Raw genomic sequence first — 18,987 nt, 5'->3', positions numbered from 1 at the left:
CGCTGATGGGATCGGAGACAAGGTGCCTCGGCAGACGCTCGACTCACTGGTAACCCAGGTTGCCTCCGAGTTGATGGGTGTCGACGCCACCACGATGGTGGCGGCGAGTGAGCGCGTGCTGTCCTGGCTCGTCGAGCATTTCGATGTGGACTTCAGCTACCTGCGCCACACCGACCGGGAACGACGCGCCTCCGTGCTCATTGCGGAGTGGCCGAGCCGTTCGGTCACCATCGAACCGGACCCACTGCGCGTCACCTACTTCGATCGCGCCGACTCGGTGTTCGCGAAGCTGGAGAACGCCACCGAGCCGCTGATCGTGCGGCCGATCCCCGAACATGCCGACTATCAGCACACGATCCACCTGTCCTCCGGGATTCCGCAGGTGTCGATGGCGTGTGTGCCGCTGGTATCGCGCGGCGAATCGACCGGTGTGCTCGGTTTCGTCAAGGAGGGCGATCGCGAATGGAGTACGCGAGAGCTCAATGTGCTCAAGGCGATTGCCGCGCTGTTCGCCCAGCTGCAGGCACGCGTGGTGGCCGAGGAGCGGCTGCGCTATATCGCCATGCACGACGACCTGACCGGGCTGGCCAACCGGCGCGCGCTGCTCGAGCATATGGAGGAGCGGCTGCGGACCGGAGCTCCCGGTCCGGTGGCGGCGTTCTTCCTGGATCTGGATCGGCTCAAGGCGCTCAATGACTTCCTCGGGCATACGGCCGGGGACAATTTCATTCGCACGCTGGCTACGCGGCTGCGTGATCACCTCGATCCCGGCGACATGATCGCGCGGCTGGGCGGCGACGAGTTCGTCATTGTCCCGGCCAAGCCGATGGATGCCGGCGCGGCCGATCTGGAGGCCACGCGTATTCAGCAGCTGATCGCCCGCCGGGTGACGGTCGGCGGGGAGACGGTTAGCCGCGGCGCGAGTGTCGGTGTGGCCGTGGGCATTCCGGGGGAGACCACGGTTGCCGATGTGCTGCGCCGCGCCGATCACGCACTGCTGTCGGCGAAGTCGAGCGGCGGCAACGGCGTCGCGGTCTTCACCGATGCCATGCGCGCCCAGTTCGAACTGCAGGACGATGTCGAGCTGAACCTGCGCGGCGCGGTGTCGGACGGCTCGCTGATCCTGCACTACCAGCCGGAAGTCGATCTACGCACCGGCCGGGTGGTGGCCCTGGAAGCGCTGGTGCGCTGGCAGCATCCGACCCGTGGACTGCTGCCGCCGGGAGCGTTCGTCGGGGTCGCGGAAGCCACCAATCTCGCCGGTGAGCTGGGGCGCTGGGTGATTCGCACGGCCTGCGAGCAGTTCGCGTCGTGGCGTCGGCGCGGGTTGGCCTCCAGCGTGGTCATTCGTATCAATGTGTCGCCGGTGCAGCTGGTGAGTCTCGACTTCGTGGAGACCATGGAGGGGATTCTGCGGCGCTTCGGCATCGACGGCAGTTCGGTCTGCCTGGAGATCACCGAACATGTGGTGGTGCAGGATCTCGCGCGCACCCAGGTGACGCTGCGCGGCCTCAAGCGCATGGGTGTGCAGATCGCCATCGACGACTTCGGTACCGGCTATTCCTCGCTTTCGCATCTCAAGGCGCTCCCGGTCGACGCGGTCAAGATCGACCGGGGTTTCGTGCAGCGCCTGGGCGCCAGCGCGGACGACCTAGCCATTGTGAAATCGATTGTCGGACTGGCCGGTTCGTTCGGTCTCGGGGTGGTGGGCGAGGGTGTGGAAACGACCGTCGCGGCCCGCACCCTGGTGGCCCTCGGGTGCTATCGTGCGCAGGGATTTCTGATCGCGCGACCCATGCCCGCCGACGAGGTGGAGAAGCATCTGGCGGCCGGGCGAATCGCCCTCGACCTGGATCTACCGGGTACCGGGCGGATGGGTACCCCCTGAAAATAGGGGCGCAGTCGGTGGGACGCGCTGCTCGCGAGCGCACCTGAGCGCGTAGTACGTTCGTGGACTAAAGGGGCGATCAAGGGATGTGGACCGGCGTGCGCGAGCGAAGCTTCAGCGGCAAGAAGACTCTGATCACCGGAGCTGCCAGCGGCATCGGGCGCTCCACCGCCCTGGCCGCGGCCCGTAGCGGTGCGCAGCTGGTCCTGACGGACGTGAATTCCGACGGCCTGGATTCGGCGGTCGCGGAGATCCGCGCCGCGGGCGGGGTCGTCGACTACGCGCAGGCCCTCGATATCAGCGATTACGACGCCGTCACCGCCTTCGCGAGACAGGTGCACGAGCAGGTCGGTGCGCTCGATGTGGTGATGAATATCGCGGGCGTCTCGACCTGGGGCACGGTCGAGAACCTCGAGCACAAGCACTGGAAGCGCATGGTGGATGTGAACCTCATGGGTCCCATCCACGTGATCGAGAATTTTGTACCGCCGATGATCAAGGCCGGACGCGGCGGGGCGCTGGTGAATGTGTCCTCGGCGGCCGGGCTGATGGCCTTCCCGTGGCATGCGGCCTACAGCGCCAGCAAGTTCGGGCTGCGCGGGGTCTCCGAGGTGCTGCGGTTCGATCTGGAGCGGCACGATATCTCCGTGCACCTGGTGGTGCCGGGTGCGGTGGACACTCCGCTGGTGCAGAGCGTGGATATTGTCGGCGTGGATCGGGACGATCCGCGAATCCAGGCGTGGATCAATCGTTTCCGGCGGCACGCCAAGAATCCGGACGAGGTGGCGCAGTCGATTCTCACGGGAGTGCAGAAGGGCCGGTATCTGATTCACACCCAGTTCGATATTCGGTTCGGTTACTGGTGGGTGCGCAAGTTCGCCTGGCCGTACGAGTTCGCCATGCGCCGCGCCAATGATTTGTTCACGACGTTCCTGCCGCGCCCGGAGCTCACGAAGCCCGTGTCGAAGCCGGAGCTCGTGAAGGCCCCGAAGCCGGAGCTCACCGAGGTCCCGCCGGAGGCCTGAGGGTTCAGGAAGTTTCCGCCAGCGGCAGTTCGCAGCCCTGTTCCTTGGTGCAGGATTCCACGGCGTGGACGTCCAGCACGCGTGCGCCCGGACCCTCGTCACCGAGGTGGTCGTGGGCATTGACGATTTTGCAGGTCCCCAGGGACAGGCAGCCGCAGCCGATGCAGCCGGTCAGGCTGTCGCGCAGGCGAATCAATTGTTCGATGCGCTCGTCGAGATCGGACCGCCACGCCGTCGACAGCGCCTCCCAATCGCGGCGGGTGGGGTTACGGCCGTCGGGCAGATTGTCGAGGGCCTGCCGGATTTCGCCGAGCGGAATCCCGACACGCTGTGAGATGCGGATGAAGGCCACCCGGCGCAGGGTTTCCCGGGGGTAGCGGCGTTGATTGCCGCTCGTCCGGCGGGCTGTGATCAAGCCCTCACGTTCGTAGAAATGCAAGGCGGACACCGTAACTCCGGCGCGTTGTGCCAGTTGGCCCGGCGTCAATTCCTTCGCCTGCCATGACGCGGTCTGCATACCTGAAGGTTAGTCGAGGTTTTTCCCGCGCGCGAATTGCATGCCTTCTGTGCCGCGGGGAACTACCGTCAGGATATGGGAACAAAGGCTGCGCCCACGGCGCGACCGTTTTCCGTGACTTCGGAAGTCGGCGCACTGCGCACGGTGCTGCTGCACCGGCCGGGTGACGAACTGCGCCGGCTCACCCCTCGCAACAATGATCAATTGCTCTTCGACGCCATCCCGTGGGTGGAGCGGGCGCAGCAGGAGCACGACATCTTCGCCGGGGTGTTGCGCGAGCGCGGGGTCGAGGTGTTGCTGCTGGCCGATCTGCTCACCGAGACCATCGCGGTCAGTGGAGCGGCCCGGATACAGGGCATCTCCGGTGCGGTGGACGCGCGGCGGCTGGGGCATGCGCTCGCCGACGAGCTGGCGGCCTACCTGCGCACGGTGCCCGCGCCGGATCTGGCGCAGCTGCTGATGGCGGGTATGACCTTCGATGAGCTGCCCTTCGGGCCCGATCACACCTCGCTGGTGGTGCGCATGCACCACGGGCACGATTTTGTCATCGACCCGCTGCCGAATCTGCTGTTCACCAGGGACTCCTCGTTCTGGGTCGGCCCGCGGGTGGCCATCACCTCGCTCGCGCTGCCCGCCCGGGCGCGGGAGACCTCGCTGACCGATCTCATCTACGCCTTCCACCCGCGCTTCCTGGGGGTGCGGCGGGCCTACGAATCGCATACCGCGCCTATCGAGGGCGGCGATGTGCTGCTGCTGGCCAAGGGTGTGGTGGCGGTCGGGGTGGGGGAGCGCACCACGCCCGCCGGTGCGGAAGCCTTGGCACGCAGTCTCTTCGAGGACGATCTCGCGCATACCGTGCTGGCGGTGCCGATCGCGCAGACCCGCGCCACCATGCATCTGGACACGGTGTGCACGATGGTCGACACCGATGCCATGGTCATGTACCCGAATCTGCAGGATTCCCTGTGTGCGTTCACCATTCGCAAGGAGGTGGACGGGACGGTGCAAATGCTGGGACCGGACCCCTTCCTGCCGGCCGCGGCGAAGGCCATGGGCATCGGTGAGCTGCGAGTTATCGATACCGGCCTGGATGGTGTTGCCGCCGAACGGGAACAGTGGGACGACGGCAACAACACGCTGGCGCTCGCGCCCGGTGTGGTCGTCGCCTACGAACGCAATGAGATGACCAATGCGCGGCTGGCCGACGCCGGTATCGAGGTACTGGCCATCCCGGGTTCCGAATTGGGTTCCGGCCGAGGCGGTCCGCGCTGCCTGTCCTGCCCGCTGTCGCGTGACGAGGTGTGAAAAACCATGCTCGACATCCCGGTTGACCACCATTCGACGGTTCCACCGTACGAACAGCTGCGACAGGGCATTGTCGCCCGGGTGCGATCCGGGGAGCTCGCCGCCGGGACCAAGATCCCCACCGTGCGCGCCCTGGCGGCGCAGCTGACGCTCGCACCCAATACGGTGGCGCGCGCCTACCGCGAACTCGAGCAGGACGGCGTGCTCGAAACCCGCGGCCGCCTGGGCTCTTTCATCGCATCATCGGGTGATCCGACCCGGGATGTGGCCGGACGCGCCGCCACCGAATACGTGGCGGTGATCCGGCGGCTCGGCCTGGATGACGAAGCGGCAGTGCGTTATCTCCGTGCGGCGCTGGGCGAGATCCGGATGTGAGCGTGGATCCCGGCCGAAAACATGCCGGGATGACGACTATCGCCAGCTGGGTAACCACAGGTGGTCGTGCCAGCTGCCCGAGGTGATCGGCATGCCCGTCAGAATCGGCCAGAGCCAGATGAAATTGGCGATGACCAGCGCCACATACAGGCAGACCAGCAGCAATCCGAGGCCCTGCCGTTCGCTCTGCGGCGCCAGATGTTGCCAGCCGGGTGCGCCCGATAGTCGCCGCCCGCTCGGTGGGGCGTGGCCGAGGACATCGCCGAGCACGAGCGCGACGCCCATGGTCAGGAAGGGCGCCATCGGGACGGCGTAGAAGAAGTACATCTGGCGGTCCAGCTGCAGGAACCACGGCAGCAGTCCGGCGGAGTATCCGACCAGCATGGCCGCGTACCGCCAGTCGCGCCGCACGAAGCTGCGCCACAGCGCCCAGCCCAGCATCGGGAATGCCACCCACCAGAGCGCGGGTGTGCCGATCAGCATGACGGCTTTCACGCATACCGCTTGCCCGCAGCCGCCCACGCCGTTGTCGGCGTAGTAGTAGAGCATGGGCCGCAAGCCCATCGGCCAGGTCCACGGCTTCGATTCCCACGGATGGTGATTGCCCGCGGAATTGGTGAGGCCCTCGTGGAAGGTCAGCACCTCGCCGCCGTAGTACCAGAGCGAGCGCAGCGCGGTCGGCACCCAGTCGAAGGCGCCGTCGCGGCCCACACGGACGCCGACCGCGTACCGGTCGTAGCTGGTCTCATTGGCGAACCAGGCCCAGAAGGTGCCCATGTAGACCAGGAACGGCATCACCACGAGTGCCCAGAAGGCGGGCCCGGCATCCCGGATCGCCGTGCCGGCCCACGGCCGCCGCACCCGGTAGCCGCGCCGGGCGGCCAGGTCGAAGGCGACGCTCATGACGGCGAAGGCGGCCACGAAATACATGCCGGACCATTTGGTTCCGCAGGCCAGCCCGAGCAGGATGCCCGCACCGAAACGCCACCAGCGCACACCGAAGCGGGGTCCGTACTCGCTGTCGTCGATGCGTCCCTCGGCATAGACCAGGGCGATGCGGGCCCGCATTTCGTCGCGGTCCACGATGAGGCAGCCGAACGCGCCGAGCACAAAGATGGCCTGGAAGATATCGAGCATCCCGAGCCGGGAGGAGACGAAGCTGACGCCGTCGGCAATGAGCAGAATGCCGGCGAACGCGCCGATCAGCGTGGATCGGGTCATGCGCCGGGTTATGCGAATCACCAAGAACACCAGCAGGGTTCCGCAGACGGCCGCCGAGAACCGCCAGCCCCAGCCGGTATAGCCGAAGATGGCCTCGCCCAGGGCGATCATGTCCTTGCCGACCGGTGGGTGCACCACCAGCCCGTAGCCCGGGTTGTCCTCGATGCCGCCGCCGGTGAGGATCTGCCAGGCCTGCGGCGCGTAATGCTTCTCGTCGAAGACGGGTGTCTTGCCGTCGGTCGGATAGCCCAGCTGGATGAAGCGGGTGAGTCCGGCCACGGCCGTGAGGAAGAGCGTGACCACCCATCCGCGGGCCCGGTCGGTGGGCCCGAAATCCGGTGAGGGTCGCAGCGGCGCCGGGCTGGACAGCGCCACCCCCGCCTCCGTAGCTGGCGGTCGCGCGTCGGTCACCTGGGTCACGCCGTTGATGTTAGGCGGTAGACGGCCTCAGGTCCGCCCCGACGGCTGGTCGGTCCGGCGGAGGCGCCCGGCCGCGCCCGTATGCTGGCACGGTGCCGGATCGCCGGAGGCGTACGCGGCAGCCGCAGGGTTGATGCGGCCGGGTCCATGGGGGTCCATGGGGGTCCATCTACGAACAGGAGTGCAATGAGCGGCGAGCCGATCGCGGCCGGACGACTGGTGCTCGCGGCGACCCCGATGGGCGATATCGGTGACGCCTCGCAGCGACTGCGGGACGCGCTCGGCTCGGCGGATATCGTCGCCGCCGAGGACACCCGCCGCACCCGTTCGCTCGCCAAGGCGCTCGAAGTGGAGATCACCGGACGCGTGGTGAGTTTCTACGATCACGTGGAGACGGCCCGGATTCCCATGCTGCTGGACGAGATCGGCGCCGGTCGCACCGTGCTGCTGGTCACCGATGCGGGCATGCCCTCGGTCAGCGATCCGGGCTACACCATGGTCGCCGCCTGCGTGGAGCGCGGCCTGCCCATCACCTGCCTGCCGGGTCCCTCGGCGGTCACCACCGCACTCGCGCTGTCGGGCCTCCCGGTCGAACGCTTCTGCTTCGACGGTTTCGCTCCCCGCAAATCCGGCCAGCGCAAGGAATGGTTCCGGACGCTGGCCTCGGAACAGCGCGCGGTCGCCTTCTTCGAGGCCCCGCACCGCCTCGCCGATTGCCTGGCCGACGCGGTCGAGATCCTCGGCCCCGCCCGCCGCGCCGCGGTCTGCCGCGAACTCACCAAGACCTACGAGGAGGTTCGCCGCGGCACCCTGGCCGAGCTGGCCGCCTGGGCCATCGAGGGTGCGCGGGGCGAGATCACCGTGGTTCTCGAAGGCTCGCAACCGGTTTCGGAGGAACCCGCCGACCTGGTGAGCCAGGTCGAGGCCCTGATCTCCGGCGGGCTGCGCCTCAAAGACGCCTGTGCCGAGGTGTCCGCCGCCACCGGCGCTTCCCGCCGCGAACTCTACGACGCCGTTCTTTCCGCCCGCACCGCCGACTGACTCACCGCTGATCTGCGAGCGCAAACTCCGTCATCCCGGTGCGCTCGTCCTCCGTCATCCCGGTGCGCTTTCGGCCGGGATCCACGTAGCAAGTGTGGATCCCGGCCGAAAACATGCCGAGATGACGGGGGCTTACCCGCTCCGGGTGTCTTGGGGAAGGGCGGTTTCGGAGTCGAACTGGTTGTGCGGCAACGGTTTTACTCTTGTGTGCGTCGGCGTCCACCAGTTGGCGGGGCCCATGAGCTTCACCAGGGCCGGGACCAGGAGCATGCGGACCAGGGTGGCGTCGATGATCAGGGCGATCACCATGCCCAGGCCGAGGACGCGCATCGGGGTGAGGGGGGAGAGAGTGAAGGCTCCGGTGATGAGGACGAGAAGGGCTGCGGCTGCGGTGATTACGCGGGCCGTTTGGACGGTGCCGGTGCGGACCGATTCCTCGGTGTCGGCTCCGGCTTCGTGGGCTTCCGCCATGCGGGAGAGCAGGAAGACCTCGTAGTCGGTGGAGAGGCCGAAGACCACGGCGATGATCAGGACCATCATGCTGGCCGATACCGGGCCGACGCTCACGCCCAGGATGCCTGCGAGGTGACCTTTGTCGAAGATCCAGGTGAGTATGCCGAAGGTGGCGGCCAGGCTGAGGAAGGCCATGAGGACCGCTTTGACCGGCAGTACTACGGACCGGAACGCGAGGCCGAGCATGAGCAGGGTGGCGAGCACCATGACGGTGATCATCAGCGGGAGATTGGACAGCACCGCCGTGACACTGTCTGCGGTGGCGGCACTTTCGCCGCCGACCTGTAGCGCGAGGCCGTCGAGTTGCAGGTCGCGCAGGCGGTGCACCGTCTCCTGCGCTGCCGGTGACCGGTCCGGTGCGACCAGCACCGTGTGAATAATGGCGACATTGTCGTGGGTTTCCAGATGCAGGGCCTGTTTGACGCCCTGCACCGCGCCCAGTTCACGCAGTGCTGTGCTGATGGCGGTGGGAGTCGGTGCGCTGCTGTCGGATTCGCGGACCAGCACGGTCGCACCGCTGTTCGCGGCGGGGAAGCGGGCCGACAATTCCTCTACGGCCGTGCGGGTTTCATTGCCCGCGGGCAGTGCGGTGTGGTCGATATCGCCGAGCCGGACGCCGGTCAGCGGGGAGGCCAGCACCAGCAGCAGTGCGCCGACCGCAATGGCGACCGAGCCGGGGCGGCGCATAACAGCGGTGACTACGCGGCCCCAGAACCGCTGTGCGCGTTCCTCGGACCGTTCGAAAGCGTCTGCGCGCCAGCTCCATGTGCTGATGCGGGGACCGAGCAGGGCAAGTGCGGCCGGGAGTGCGGTCACCGACAGCAACGCGGCCAGGCCGACGGCCGCGATGGCGCCGAATCCGAGTGAGCGCAGCACTGCTTGCGGGAAGACGAAGGTGCCCGCGAAGGCGCACATCAGCAGGACCGCGGAGAACAGCACGGTGCGGCCCGCGGACTCGAGCGCGCGGGTGACGGCCGCTTCCGTGGAACGACCCTGAGCGAGTTCCTCACGGAATCGTCCGACCACGAAAAGCCCGTAGTCGATGGCCAATCCGAGCCCGAGCAGCGAGACGACATTCATCGCGAACACACTGACTTCGGTGAATTGGGCGATGATGCCCACGGCGCCGAGCGCACCGATGACCGCGAGCGAGCCGACGATCACCGGCAGCGAGGCCGCCACTATGCCGCCGAAGACGAGCACCAAGACCAGCGCGGTGAGCGGAATCGAAATCGATTCGGCGACAATCAGATCGTGCCGGGACTGATCGCTGATGGCCTGTGCGAGCGCGCTGTACCCGGTCATCTTGGTCTGGACGCCCGGCACCCGCAGTGCGTCCGCGATCTCGGGATACACCGCAATGCGATGGTTTTCGTCGCCGGCCGCGAACACCACGGCCACCGCCTCCCGCCCATCGGCGGAGCGCAGATACTGCGATCGTGCACTGTTCCAATAGGTTTCGACCGGCCGATCCAGCAACTTCGGATCGACCTTCGCGACCGCCGCCTGCACCTGCGGCACGATATCGGCCAGCGTCTGCCCCTCGGGCGCGGTGTAAATCGCCACCACATCCGGATTCTGCGGCCCCACAGCCTGTTTCACCCAGTCGTCGACCGCACTGGATTCACTCCCCGGATCGGTATACCCGGCCGCACTGACCTTGCCGGCCAGCCCGGTGGCGAACAGCCCGCATGCCAGTGCGAACAACACCGCCACCACCAGCACAGTCTTCGGCCGCCCCACCACGACCCGCGCCCACGCCGTAATCATGCGGTCCGCCCGCGCATACCGGCCGAAGCGCCCCGCATCATCCCGGCGTGCACACCTCTCGCCGGGGTGACGGTCGCCCGATGCGATCGGGCAGCCCCTGTCGGGGTCGAACAGCCTCTATCAGCGCTGTGCGATACCGATACGGGCTGTTCGGTGCTGGAGACTCCGGATAGGAGCGCGGGGGAGGTCATGACGCGGCCGAATCCGAGGGGGCGAATTCGGTTTCCAGGGTGGTGACTATGCGGTCCAGGAGGGCGTCGAGGCGGGCGGGGATGCCGCGGCCGCTGCGGGCGGAGACCGTGAGTTCGGTGCGGCCGCCGCCTTCGGTGAGGCCGAAGAGCAGGGGCATGGCGACGCTGTGCTGGGGGAGGACGCGGACCGACGTTGGGGTGAAGCCGGGGACGGCCATTTCCTCGAAGTTGTAGCGGCCCATATGGGAGACGGTGGCGGAGGCCAGGTTTCGGCCCAGTCGGGCGCCAGCCCAGTTGAGCGAGCGCAGCAGGACCTTACCGGCGGCGGGCGGCACATTGGAGAGCCGCGCGGCTTCCATCTGGTTGAGTTCGCGGCGTTCCTGCAGCCCGATCTTCTTGTCCGCGTTGAGCTGCTTCCAGTCCGCGCCGGGGCTGGCATCCAGGAACAGCGGCAGTGCCAGATTGCCGGTGGAGCGCAGTTCCGGATCGTGGCGGCGCAGGTCGACAGGGATCATGATGCGCGAGACCGGCCCACCCTCATCGGCCAGGATGGCGGCGACGCGCACCATGGCGCCGGGGCCGGTGGCATTGATGGTGCGGTGGCGCAACAGGTGTCGCGGCTGGCCCGTATCCTGGCGGCCGGTGCCGAGCGCCGAGCGCCAGCGCGGCAGCATGAGCGCGGGACGGCCCGGCGCGCCGACCTTGCGCACCAATTCCTCGTCGGCAATCGGGTCGGCCGCACCGATCGGTTCCTGGCCGCGCAGCACCCGCAGCACATCGGTGGCCCACATGACCATGCCCATACCGTCCATGACGCCGTGGAACACCCGGAATATCACGGTGACCGGATCAGCGGTCAGCAGCAGCACCTCGGTGGTGGACTCCGGCGTCGGCCCGATCGGGCTGTTCAGCACCGGATCAGCCTCCAGCGCAGGGTATTCCAGCGCATGAGGCACCGCCCGCACGGCGGGGGCCAGCCCGCTGTCCACCCAGTACTTACCTTCGCGGACCAGCCGCGCACCCGGATTCGCCTCGGACGCAACGGCTACGGCACGCCGCAATTCCTCCGCGTCCAGGCCGCCGGTGCCCTCGATGGCCAGTTGCATGAGGAACGGGGGAGCCAGTTCCCGCATGGGGAAGTACATCAGCTCGGTGGGGGAGATGGGGCGGCGGAAGGTGCTCATACGTGCGTCTCCTGCATGGGTGACCGCGAATTACCGCAGGTCTTTGGTCAATTCGACAATGCCGCCCTGGGTTTCGAGCCAGGCCAGGAAATTGGTGAGCCCGGTTTCGCGATCCATGACCGGCCGGTACCCGAAATCCCTGGTGGCGGCGCCGGTGTCGTAGGTGGCCGTGCGGGTCATCAGGGCGACCACATACCGTGAGAGCGGCGGTGACCAGCGGGTGGCGACCGCCGGAATGCGCCAGATGGTGTCGATGATCGATACCGCCGCATTCAGCACACGCGGGTTGGGTTGCCGGCTGGGCGGCTCGTAACCGAGGTCGGTCGCGACCTCACCGAGGAAACCCCACACATTCGTCTGCTCGCCGTCGGCGATGAAATACGCCTTGCCACCGGACTTTTCGGTGGCTGCCGCCCAGACGCCGGCGGCGGCGATATTCTCGACGTGGCACAGCGAGGCGTAGACGTCCTTGCCGAACGACAGATCCGGCAGGCTGCCCGCGGCGGCACGGCTCAGCAGCCGCACGATCGGCCCCGACCGGTCGCCCGCACCCCAGATGGCGCGCGGCCGCAGTGCACAGGTCGAGAAGCCCGGCGAATTCGCCGCCAGCACAGCGCGTTCCGCGGCGGCCTTGGTCTCCGAGTAGAGGTTCAGGTAGCGGCTCGGATACGGCACCGATTCGTCGATATCGATCTGGTCGCCGCCGTCGCGATCCATGAGCGCGCTGGGGCTGGAGATGAAGACGAAGCGGGAGGCGCCGTTGCGACTGGCGGACTTCAGCAGATGTTCGGTGGCCGTGAGGTTCTCGGCCACGAACTGGGCGCGGGTGCCGCGCTCGTCGACCCGGGCGGCGCTGTGGAACACCACATCGATGCCCTTGGTCGCGGAATCCAGGGAGGCCGCGTCGGTGAGGTCGCCGGTGACGACCTCCACCTGGTCGATGACATCGCCGAGATCACGCAGATTGCTGGTGGCGCGCGCGAGGATCACCACCTCGTACTGCCCGTCCCGCACCAGGCGGCGCACGATCGCCCCGCCGAGGAAGCCGGACGCGCCGGTGACCAGCGCCTTCATATTATTGCTCGATGCGGGCATCAGGCCGCCTCCTGAGTCTTCCACCATGTGGCCCCGAAGATCTGGGTCAGCACGGCTGTTTCCACGGGGGATCGATCGGTGTCTGCCGCGGCGCGCAGTGCGGCCGGGATCTGCGCCGCGTGCACCACGGTGCTCAGGAAGACGTCGATCCACCAGATGGCGCGCAGTAGCCGGTTGGCCGGTGCGCGATCGGTGAGCGCTGCGATCAGCCCGGCGGCCAGGTACAACCAGCCCAGAATCGGAATTGCCCGCAGCACAGACGGTTTCAGCATCGTTACTTGTCCTCTCCGAGCTGCTGGGTCGCCCAGATGGACAACTGCTCGCGGCCGATCTTGGCATTGTGGCGGATATCGACCGGAAACTTCGGATGGAACAGGAAGGTCGATACCGGCGCCGTCACCTCGAATTCGGTGGCCCGCGTGCGTAATTGCGCCGCCAGCAGCACAGTGTCCGCGCCGGGTTCGGCCTCCACACACAGCACCGGCTGTTGCGCGCCGCGCGGTCCGACGCCCACCAGCGCGGTGCGCACGACGCCGGGCAGCGTATTGAAGACCTGCTCCACCTGCACCGAGAACATGGGTCCGTCCGCGGTGTGCACACGCTGACTCTTGCGCCCGCAGAACCAGATTCGGCCCTCCTGGTCGATCCAGGCCAGATCGCCGGTGCGATGCCAGACGACATCGCCGTCGGTGATCTTGCCGGCGCGATTGGCCTCGCGCGGCCAGTAGTACCGGGTGCTCACATTCGGCCCGGCCACCACGAGCTCGCCGATGCCGCGGGTCGCGACCAGCTCGGCCTCCCGGGCCTCGGCATCGGACCAGAGCTTGATCGGATCATCGGTAATGGCCACCAGTCGCGCCCGGACACCCTCGGCCGGGCGGCCGATGCAGGTGCCTTCGCCGTGATGGGCGCGCTCGACCAAACCGCCGAGCAGTTCCCGTGATTCGATGGTCGACATGGGCAGCGCCTCGGTGGAGCCGTATCCGGCATGCACCTCGGCATCGGCGGGCAGCACCTCGCGCAGCCCGGCAATGCACCAGTCCGGCACCGGCGCGCCACCGGAGTAGATGCTGTGCAGCGTAGGAAGTTCCGTCCCGGAACTCTCCAGATGCCGCAGCAGCGGGATCAATACGGCGGGCGAGGCGAACATGGTCCGCACCCCGAACCGATTGATGGCATCCGCGACATGCGCCGGCTCGGTCGACCCGACCTGACTGGGCACCAGTGGCGGCAGCACACACCGCGCCCCGAGCAGCATGTCCAGAATCCCCACCAGCGGCAGCGTGATCAGCGACGTATCCGGTGCGACGCGACCGCGCGCCGCATCAACCTGATCGACCATGGCCGAAAGGTTCCCGTGCGTCATCTCGACCGCCTTGGCCGGACCCGTACTGCCCGTGGTGAATGCGATGAGCAGCAGCTCTCCGTCGGGTGCGGGCACCCGATCGGCCAGTACGCCCGCTCCGAGCGCAGCGGTGTCCCGCGCGCCGAGGGCGGCAGTGCCCGCCCCGCGCGACCGCCGCTCCCAGCGAGCTCGCGTGCCCGCTGCGGTGGAGCGCAGAGTACGCAGGCGCGAACCTATGACCGGCCCGAGCTGATCAGCGGTCGCAGCGGCCTTGGCGACTGCCGCCCCGCCCCGCCCCGCGGGTGCATGCTGTTCCAGCGCGGTCAGCAATTCGTGCAAGCGCACGCTCATCGCCCCGGCAGGAGATGGCTTGCTGCCGCGCGTGTTTCGTGCCGTCACCGGACCGGTGGCAGCTTCGTCCGATGCAGGCAGCGTACCGAGTCCGCCGTCCGCGCTCGTGGTGGGCGCGAGGGCGTCGCCCGGAGTCGCGGGCGTGCTGACCTCGCTGTCCAAGCCGAGGGCAGCCGCTTCGACGTCGTGCTGGTCCGCAGCTGTGCCGGGTGCACCGGCCGCGACCGCGCTCTGTGTGGCCGCAGCAGCGGTCAGGACATCGCGGGTGGCACCGGACTCTTCGTCCAGGACTGAGGTATCCGTATTCGGATGTGCCGCAGTGGCTTCCGAGCCGTCGGGTGCGGCCCAGCTCTGCAGAGTTTCGCCGCCCCAGAACCAGCGGGGGCCGACGGTGATCTTCACGCGCACGTCGCGGAAGTAGCGGCTGAACAGGACGCGGGCGGCGTGCGCCTGCGGGATGCCGATGAACGCCTCGGCGTCGGCGGCGCGCAGGCAGTTGAGCATTTTGCGCAGGCCCATGCCGGGGTCGATGACCACCGGGACCGCGCCGATCTTCAACAGCCCCAGCATGATCGCGTACAGCTCGGGGCTCGGCAGGACCAGCACGATGGTGCGGGTACCGCGGCCGACACCCGCGGCGGCCAGATGGCCGCCGATGGTATCGGACCAGGTGTCGAGCTCGCGGTAGGTGAGGTGGCGGTAGTCCGGCAGGCCGGTCGCCGTCGTACCGGCAGGGAAGATCACCGCTTCCCGGTCGGGCTGGTCGGCCACGACCGCGCGGAAGCGGTCGATGGCCTGCCAGTAGGTAGCGGTCGTCACGCCGCGGCTCCGACGGGGGCGGGTAGCCGGTAGAGGACGGCCGCGGCCGAGGGTCCCGCACCGGCCGCGACGAACAGCACGTGGGTGAAGGCGTCCAGTGCCTTGTCCGCGAGCGCCGCGTCGTAGGCCAGCGGCAGTGCCGCGGTGTGCGGATCACCCTGGGACAGATCGGGTCCGAAGACCGCGTTCGGCGCGATACCCAGTTCGGCCGCGAGCCGCTCCGGGAAGGCGCCGGTCGGGGTGGACGCGATCAGGGCGGTGCCGGCCTGCTCCGGATCGGCTTCCGACAGCGCCAGCCGGGCCGCCTCGGCGGCGACGGCGAGCAGCCGGTCCTCGGCATCGGGTTCGTGGATGACGGTCATGAGTTCGCGACCGCGCGTACCCATGGTGTTGAGATCCACGTAGGACTCGATGGCGGGCGAGCCGCTACCGGCGACGGTGTGCACCTTGCCGAAGCCGTCGGGCTCGGTGGTGCGCTCCAGCAGCAGCGCGGCACCCGAAGTGGCGTAAGGGAATTCGTCATCTCCCGCACCCCGCTTCATGGACGGGTGGGTGTCCCCGGAGACGATGAGCACGTGCTCGGCACTGCCGGTCTCCAGAATGGACTGCGCCACCTGCACCGCATTGAGCACGCCGACACCGGCATTCATGAGGTCGAAGGAGAACGACCGTGGGTCTTCCTTCACATAGTCGAGCCCGATGCCGGCGGCCTTCTGGATGAGCGCCGACACGGCCGGCTCGACCGTATTCGAGTCGCGGAAGATGCCCGCATTGATCAGCACGCCGACCTGGTCGGGGCGGACCCCGGCCCGCTCCATGCTCTGGCGCGCAGCGGCTCCGCTGAGCTCGACAATGCTGAAAGTGTCTCCGGCCCGGCTGATTCCGGTGGATTTGATACGCACGCCCATGTCAGACCTTCAGAGATGAAATCGTGGTGGACAGGAATCCCCCGACGACGCCGGAGGCGGCGGGGACCATCAGGACCTTGGATCCGGATGCGATGTTCTGCTGGCTCAGCTGATCGTGCAGCACAATGAAATGTGAAGTGGTGGAAGTGTTTCCGTACTTCTCGATCACATTCAGGTCCGGCGGCATCGGTGCGCCGAACTCGCGTGCGGCAATCGCGTTCATGAACGGGATCGCGCCGGCGCCGAACTGGTGGTGGATGATGTAGTCGAAGCCCTCGTCCTCGAACGTGGTGCCGCGATCCGCCATGAAATTGCCCTGGGTGTCGGTCCAGAGCAGGAAGCGCGATTCGTTGTGCATCTTCCGGTTGTCGGTGTACAGCGAGACGCCCTGGGATTTTTCACTGGGCATGCCCAGGCACAGGTGCGAGAACTCCGACGCGGTGGTCAGTTCGATGTAGTGGATCTTGTCGTTGTCGTCGACCGCCTCATCGATGATGACGGCCGCGCCCGAATCGCCGACGGTGAGCGACGCGAATTGCAGATCGTATTTCTCCGTGATTTCTTCGACCGCGGTTTCGGCGATCGGTGTAATTGCTTCACCACTCACAACCATGCCGCGTTTCACCGCACCCGACCGAATCATTCGATCGAGAATGTAGGTGCCGGTCATCATTCCGGCGCAGGCATTGGAAAGGTCGAACGAAATGGTGTCGGCGCGCGCTCCGAGATCACGGGCGAGAGCGCCGGCGAAGGAGGGCTGCATGTACATCTTCGTGCCTTTGCTGCGTGTGATCGAGGTGGAGATGATCACATCGAGATCGGCTGCCGCATACTGTGACCTGGACAAACAGTCCTGAGCGGCATTCATTGCTAGAATGTACGAGTCTTCGTGGTTTTCGGGTGTAGTGTCGCGGAAGCGTCTTTCCTTAACACCTGTGATTTTTTCGAGATCGAAGCCGGGGGTCTCCTTCAATTGCGAGACGAGCTCTTCGGTGGTGACGCGTTTCGAAGGCAGGTAGGCGCCTATCGACTCGAATCGAGAATGCGACACAGGGACTCCTGAAAGTGCGAAGAATTGCAATCTGAATCGGTGACGAGCTGAGGCTACCCGACGGTAACCATGGGTGCGACCGGACGGATGGCCGCGCATTGTCTGAGACATGGTGTTCGGCAAAGGTTTTCGCCGGTGAGAGCATTGCCCTATCAGTCGGGGCTGTGAGGGACTTCACCTCGGTCGACGCGGCCTGGAGATGTAACTTTCGGTAACACCTACTTTCATATGAAACTGTCTGAGCGGCAGTGGATTTCGCTTCAGCGCAAGTCAGCCGGGAAGACGGGTAGGTCCGACGACGAACAACGGCCCTGAGCGAATTGCTCAGGGCCGTCGGATGATTCGAGGCTGTGGCTAGACCTTGGCCTCCACGTACTTCGGGAACACGACCTCCGGCTCCGGCAGGGCGGTACCCGGCTGGATCGCGGTGGCGATATCGGCGAAGGTGCGGCCGGTCTGGCCGAGCAGATCCAGGATCTTCTCGGCGGAGGCCGGAATCACCGGCTGAACCAGGATCGTCACGATGCGCAGCACTTCCATGGTCACGTAGAGGATGGTGCCCTCACGGGCGACATCCTCCGGCGTGCCGGACTTGGCGAGGGTCCACGGGGCCTGGGCGGAGAAATAGCGATTGGTCTCGCGCAGGGCGATCCACAGCTCCTCCAGGCCCAGATGGATCTGCTGCTGGTCGAATTCGGCCCGCACCCGCTCCGCCAGACCGTTCGCGATCTCCAGCAGCGCCTTGTCCTCGTCGGTGAAATCACCGGGGGCCGGAACGATGCTGCCGAAATCGCGCGCGACCATCTTCAGGCAGCGCTGCGCGAGATTGCCGTACTCATTGGCCAGATCGGTATTGATCCGGCTGACAATGCCCTCGTGGCTGTACGAGCCGTCCTGCCCGTAGGAGATCTCGCGCAGCAGGAAGAACCGCACGGCATCCAGGCCGTAGGTATCGACGAGCTCCGTCGGATCGACCACATTGCCGGTCGACTTCGACATCTTCTCGCCCTTGTTGTAGAGGAACCCGTGCACGAAAACGCGCTTGGGCAGCTCGATTCCGGCCGACATCAGGAACGCCGGCCAGTACACGGTGTGGAAGCGGGTGATGTCCTTGCCGATGATGTGCAGATCGGCCGGCCAGAACTTCTGGAAGGCAGCCGAATCCGTATCGGGGAAGCCCGCACCGGTGAGGTAGTTGGTGAGCGCGTCCACCCACACGTACATGACGTGCGCCGGATCGCCGGGCACCGGAACACCCCAGTCGAAGGTGGTGCGGGAGATCGACAGATCCTTCAGCCCGGCCTTCACGTACGAGACGATCTCATTGCGCCGAGTCGTGGGCGCGATGAATTCCGGCTTGGTTTCGTACAGTTCGAGCAGCCGGTCCTGGTAGTTGGACAGGCGGAAGAAGTAGTTCGACTCCTCGGTCCACTCCACCGGCGTCTTGGTATCGGTGGAGATGCGGGTGCCGTCGGCCTGGAGGGTGGTCTCCTCCTCGGTATAGAAGGCCTCGTCGCGCACCGAATACCAGCCGGCGTAGGTGTCCGGGTAGATATCGCCATTGGCGACCATCCGCTCCCAGATGGCGGCGGACGCGGCGAGGTGGTCCTCGTCGGTGGTCCGGATGAACCGGTCGAACGAGATATCGAGGGCCTTGTCCATGCGCTCGAACACATCGGAGTTGCCGGAGGCGTATTCGTGCTCCGGAACACCGGCGGCCTTGGCGGCCTGCTGCACCTTCTGGCCGTGCTCGTCGGTGCCCGTCATGAAGAAGACATCGAACCCGTCGAGCCGCTTGAAGCGAGCCAGCGCATCGGTGGAGATGTACTCGTAGGCGTGGCCGATGTGCGGCGCGCCGTTCGGGTAGGCGATGGCCGTGGTGACATAGAAGGCGGGGCGTTCGGATGCACTCATGGTGTGTCTACTCTAATCTGCGTGCCCCGAGTCGCTCGCGTGAATATCCCCATG

The 18,987-nt window shown here is 66.8% G+C and carries 15 protein-coding genes; 5 read left to right on the top strand and 10 right to left on the bottom strand.

Annotation, left to right across the window (positions count from 1 at the left end):
- Positions 1 to 73 precede the first annotated feature (73 nt).
- Both JWN03_RS18900 and JWN03_RS18895 read left to right on the top strand, forming a co-directional pair.
- Complete coding sequence (locus tag JWN03_RS18900) at positions 74 to 1,888, top strand: putative bifunctional diguanylate cyclase/phosphodiesterase (protein ID WP_297616420.1); 1,815 nt, start codon at positions 74 to 76, stop codon at positions 1,886 to 1,888.
- Positions 1,889 to 1,986: 98 nt separating this feature from the next.
- Entirely contained in the window at positions 1,987 to 2,913 is a 927-nt protein-coding gene (locus tag JWN03_RS18895) for an SDR family oxidoreductase (protein WP_297616401.1), read from the top strand.
- Positions 2,914 to 2,917: 4 nt separating this feature from the next.
- Here the strand turns inward: JWN03_RS18895 and soxR are convergent, their stop codons facing one another.
- The gene (gene soxR, locus JWN03_RS18890; RefSeq protein ID WP_297616398.1) at positions 2,918 to 3,430 is read right to left on the bottom strand and encodes a redox-sensitive transcriptional activator SoxR; all 513 of its coding nucleotides are present in this window, start codon (positions 3,428 to 3,430) and stop codon (positions 2,918 to 2,920) included.
- Between the two features lie 75 nt (positions 3,431 to 3,505).
- Here soxR and arcA point away from each other — a divergent pair, with 75 nt between their 5' ends.
- A complete protein-coding gene (gene arcA, locus JWN03_RS18885; RefSeq protein ID WP_297616395.1) occupies positions 3,506 to 4,735 on the top strand; it encodes an arginine deiminase in 1,230 nt (409 codons plus the stop codon).
- Between the two features lie 6 nt (positions 4,736 to 4,741).
- Positions 4,742 to 5,110: a GntR family transcriptional regulator gene (locus tag JWN03_RS18880; RefSeq protein WP_297616392.1), complete on the top strand. Its 369-nt coding sequence runs from the start codon at positions 4,742 to 4,744 to the stop codon at positions 5,108 to 5,110.
- 36 nt (positions 5,111 to 5,146) lie between these two features.
- On the opposite strand, the gene JWN03_RS18875 is transcribed toward JWN03_RS18880, so the two are convergent.
- Positions 5,147 to 6,751 carry a dolichyl-phosphate-mannose--protein mannosyltransferase gene (locus tag JWN03_RS18875; protein WP_297616389.1) on the bottom strand — a complete coding sequence of 535 codons (1,605 nt, stop codon included), beginning with the start codon at positions 6,749 to 6,751 and terminating at the stop codon, positions 5,147 to 5,149.
- A 186-nt stretch (positions 6,752 to 6,937) separates the two neighbouring features.
- Between JWN03_RS18875 and rsmI the strand changes: the two genes are divergently transcribed.
- Positions 6,938 to 7,792 carry a 16S rRNA (cytidine(1402)-2'-O)-methyltransferase gene (gene rsmI / locus JWN03_RS18870; RefSeq protein WP_297616386.1) on the top strand — a complete coding sequence of 285 codons (855 nt, stop codon included), beginning with the start codon at positions 6,938 to 6,940 and terminating at the stop codon, positions 7,790 to 7,792.
- A gap of 132 nt (positions 7,793 to 7,924) precedes the next feature.
- On the opposite strand, the gene JWN03_RS18865 is transcribed toward rsmI, so the two are convergent.
- The 8 genes from JWN03_RS18865 to metG form a co-directional block, all read right to left on the bottom strand.
- A complete protein-coding gene (locus JWN03_RS18865) occupies positions 7,925 to 10,072 on the bottom strand; it encodes an MMPL family transporter (RefSeq protein WP_297616417.1) in 2,148 nt (715 codons plus the stop codon).
- A gap of 190 nt (positions 10,073 to 10,262) precedes the next feature.
- Positions 10,263 to 11,450: a peptide synthetase gene (locus JWN03_RS18860; protein ID WP_297616383.1), complete on the bottom strand. Its 1,188-nt coding sequence runs from the start codon at positions 11,448 to 11,450 to the stop codon at positions 10,263 to 10,265.
- A 30-nt stretch (positions 11,451 to 11,480) separates the two neighbouring features.
- Positions 11,481 to 12,545, bottom strand: a complete 1,065-nt coding sequence (locus tag JWN03_RS18855) for an NAD-dependent epimerase/dehydratase family protein (protein WP_297616381.1) — start codon at positions 12,543 to 12,545, stop codon at positions 11,481 to 11,483.
- The gene (locus JWN03_RS18850; protein WP_297616377.1) at positions 12,545 to 12,817 is read right to left on the bottom strand and encodes a hypothetical protein; all 273 of its coding nucleotides are present in this window, start codon (positions 12,815 to 12,817) and stop codon (positions 12,545 to 12,547) included. Before JWN03_RS18850 ends, JWN03_RS18855 begins: the two co-directional genes overlap by 1 nt.
- A gap of 2 nt (positions 12,818 to 12,819) precedes the next feature.
- Positions 12,820 to 15,060, bottom strand: a complete 2,241-nt coding sequence (locus JWN03_RS18845) for an AMP-binding protein (RefSeq protein WP_297616373.1) — start codon at positions 15,058 to 15,060, stop codon at positions 12,820 to 12,822.
- Positions 15,057 to 15,968: a hypothetical protein gene (locus JWN03_RS18840; protein WP_297616371.1), complete on the bottom strand. Its 912-nt coding sequence runs from the start codon at positions 15,966 to 15,968 to the stop codon at positions 15,057 to 15,059. The genes JWN03_RS18845 and JWN03_RS18840 overlap by 4 nt, the downstream gene beginning before the upstream one ends.
- A gap of 1 nt (position 15,969) precedes the next feature.
- Complete coding sequence (locus JWN03_RS18835) at positions 15,970 to 17,019, bottom strand: 3-oxoacyl-ACP synthase III family protein (RefSeq protein ID WP_297616414.1); 1,050 nt, start codon at positions 17,017 to 17,019, stop codon at positions 15,970 to 15,972.
- Positions 17,020 to 17,373: 354 nt separating this feature from the next.
- Entirely contained in the window at positions 17,374 to 18,933 is a 1,560-nt protein-coding gene (metG, locus tag JWN03_RS18830; RefSeq protein WP_297616369.1) for a methionine--tRNA ligase, read from the bottom strand.
- Between the last annotated feature and the right edge of the window lie 54 nt (positions 18,934 to 18,987).

The sequence above is a fragment of the Nocardia sp. genome, from assembly GCF_025465275.1.
GTDB lineage: Bacteria > Actinomycetota > Actinomycetes > Mycobacteriales > Mycobacteriaceae > Nocardia.
The sequence above is the reverse complement of the archived record's forward strand: the minus strand, read 5'-3'. Positions and strand labels throughout refer to the sequence as shown.

Coding starts and splice junctions, on each gene's coding strand:
- JWN03_RS18900 (WP_297616420.1), top strand. CDS start 74: ATGGGTGTCGACGCCACCACGATGGTGGCGGCGAGTGAGCGCGTGCTG.
- soxR (WP_297616398.1), bottom strand. CDS start 3,430: ATGCAGACCGCGTCATGGCAGGCGAAGGAATTGACGCCGGGCCAACTG.
- arcA (WP_297616395.1), top strand. CDS start 3,506: ATGGGAACAAAGGCTGCGCCCACGGCGCGACCGTTTTCCGTGACTTCG.
- JWN03_RS18880 (WP_297616392.1), top strand. CDS start 4,742: ATGCTCGACATCCCGGTTGACCACCATTCGACGGTTCCACCGTACGAA.
- rsmI (WP_297616386.1), top strand. CDS start 6,938: ATGAGCGGCGAGCCGATCGCGGCCGGACGACTGGTGCTCGCGGCGACC.
- JWN03_RS18860 (WP_297616383.1), bottom strand. CDS start 11,450: ATGAGCACCTTCCGCCGCCCCATCTCCCCCACCGAGCTGATGTACTTC.
- JWN03_RS18855 (WP_297616381.1), bottom strand. CDS start 12,545: ATGCCCGCATCGAGCAATAATATGAAGGCGCTGGTCACCGGCGCGTCC.
- JWN03_RS18850 (WP_297616377.1), bottom strand. CDS start 12,817: ATGCTGAAACCGTCTGTGCTGCGGGCAATTCCGATTCTGGGCTGGTTG.
- JWN03_RS18840 (WP_297616371.1), bottom strand. CDS start 15,968: ATGGGCGTGCGTATCAAATCCACCGGAATCAGCCGGGCCGGAGACACT.
- metG (WP_297616369.1), bottom strand. CDS start 18,933: ATGAGTGCATCCGAACGCCCCGCCTTCTATGTCACCACGGCCATCGCC.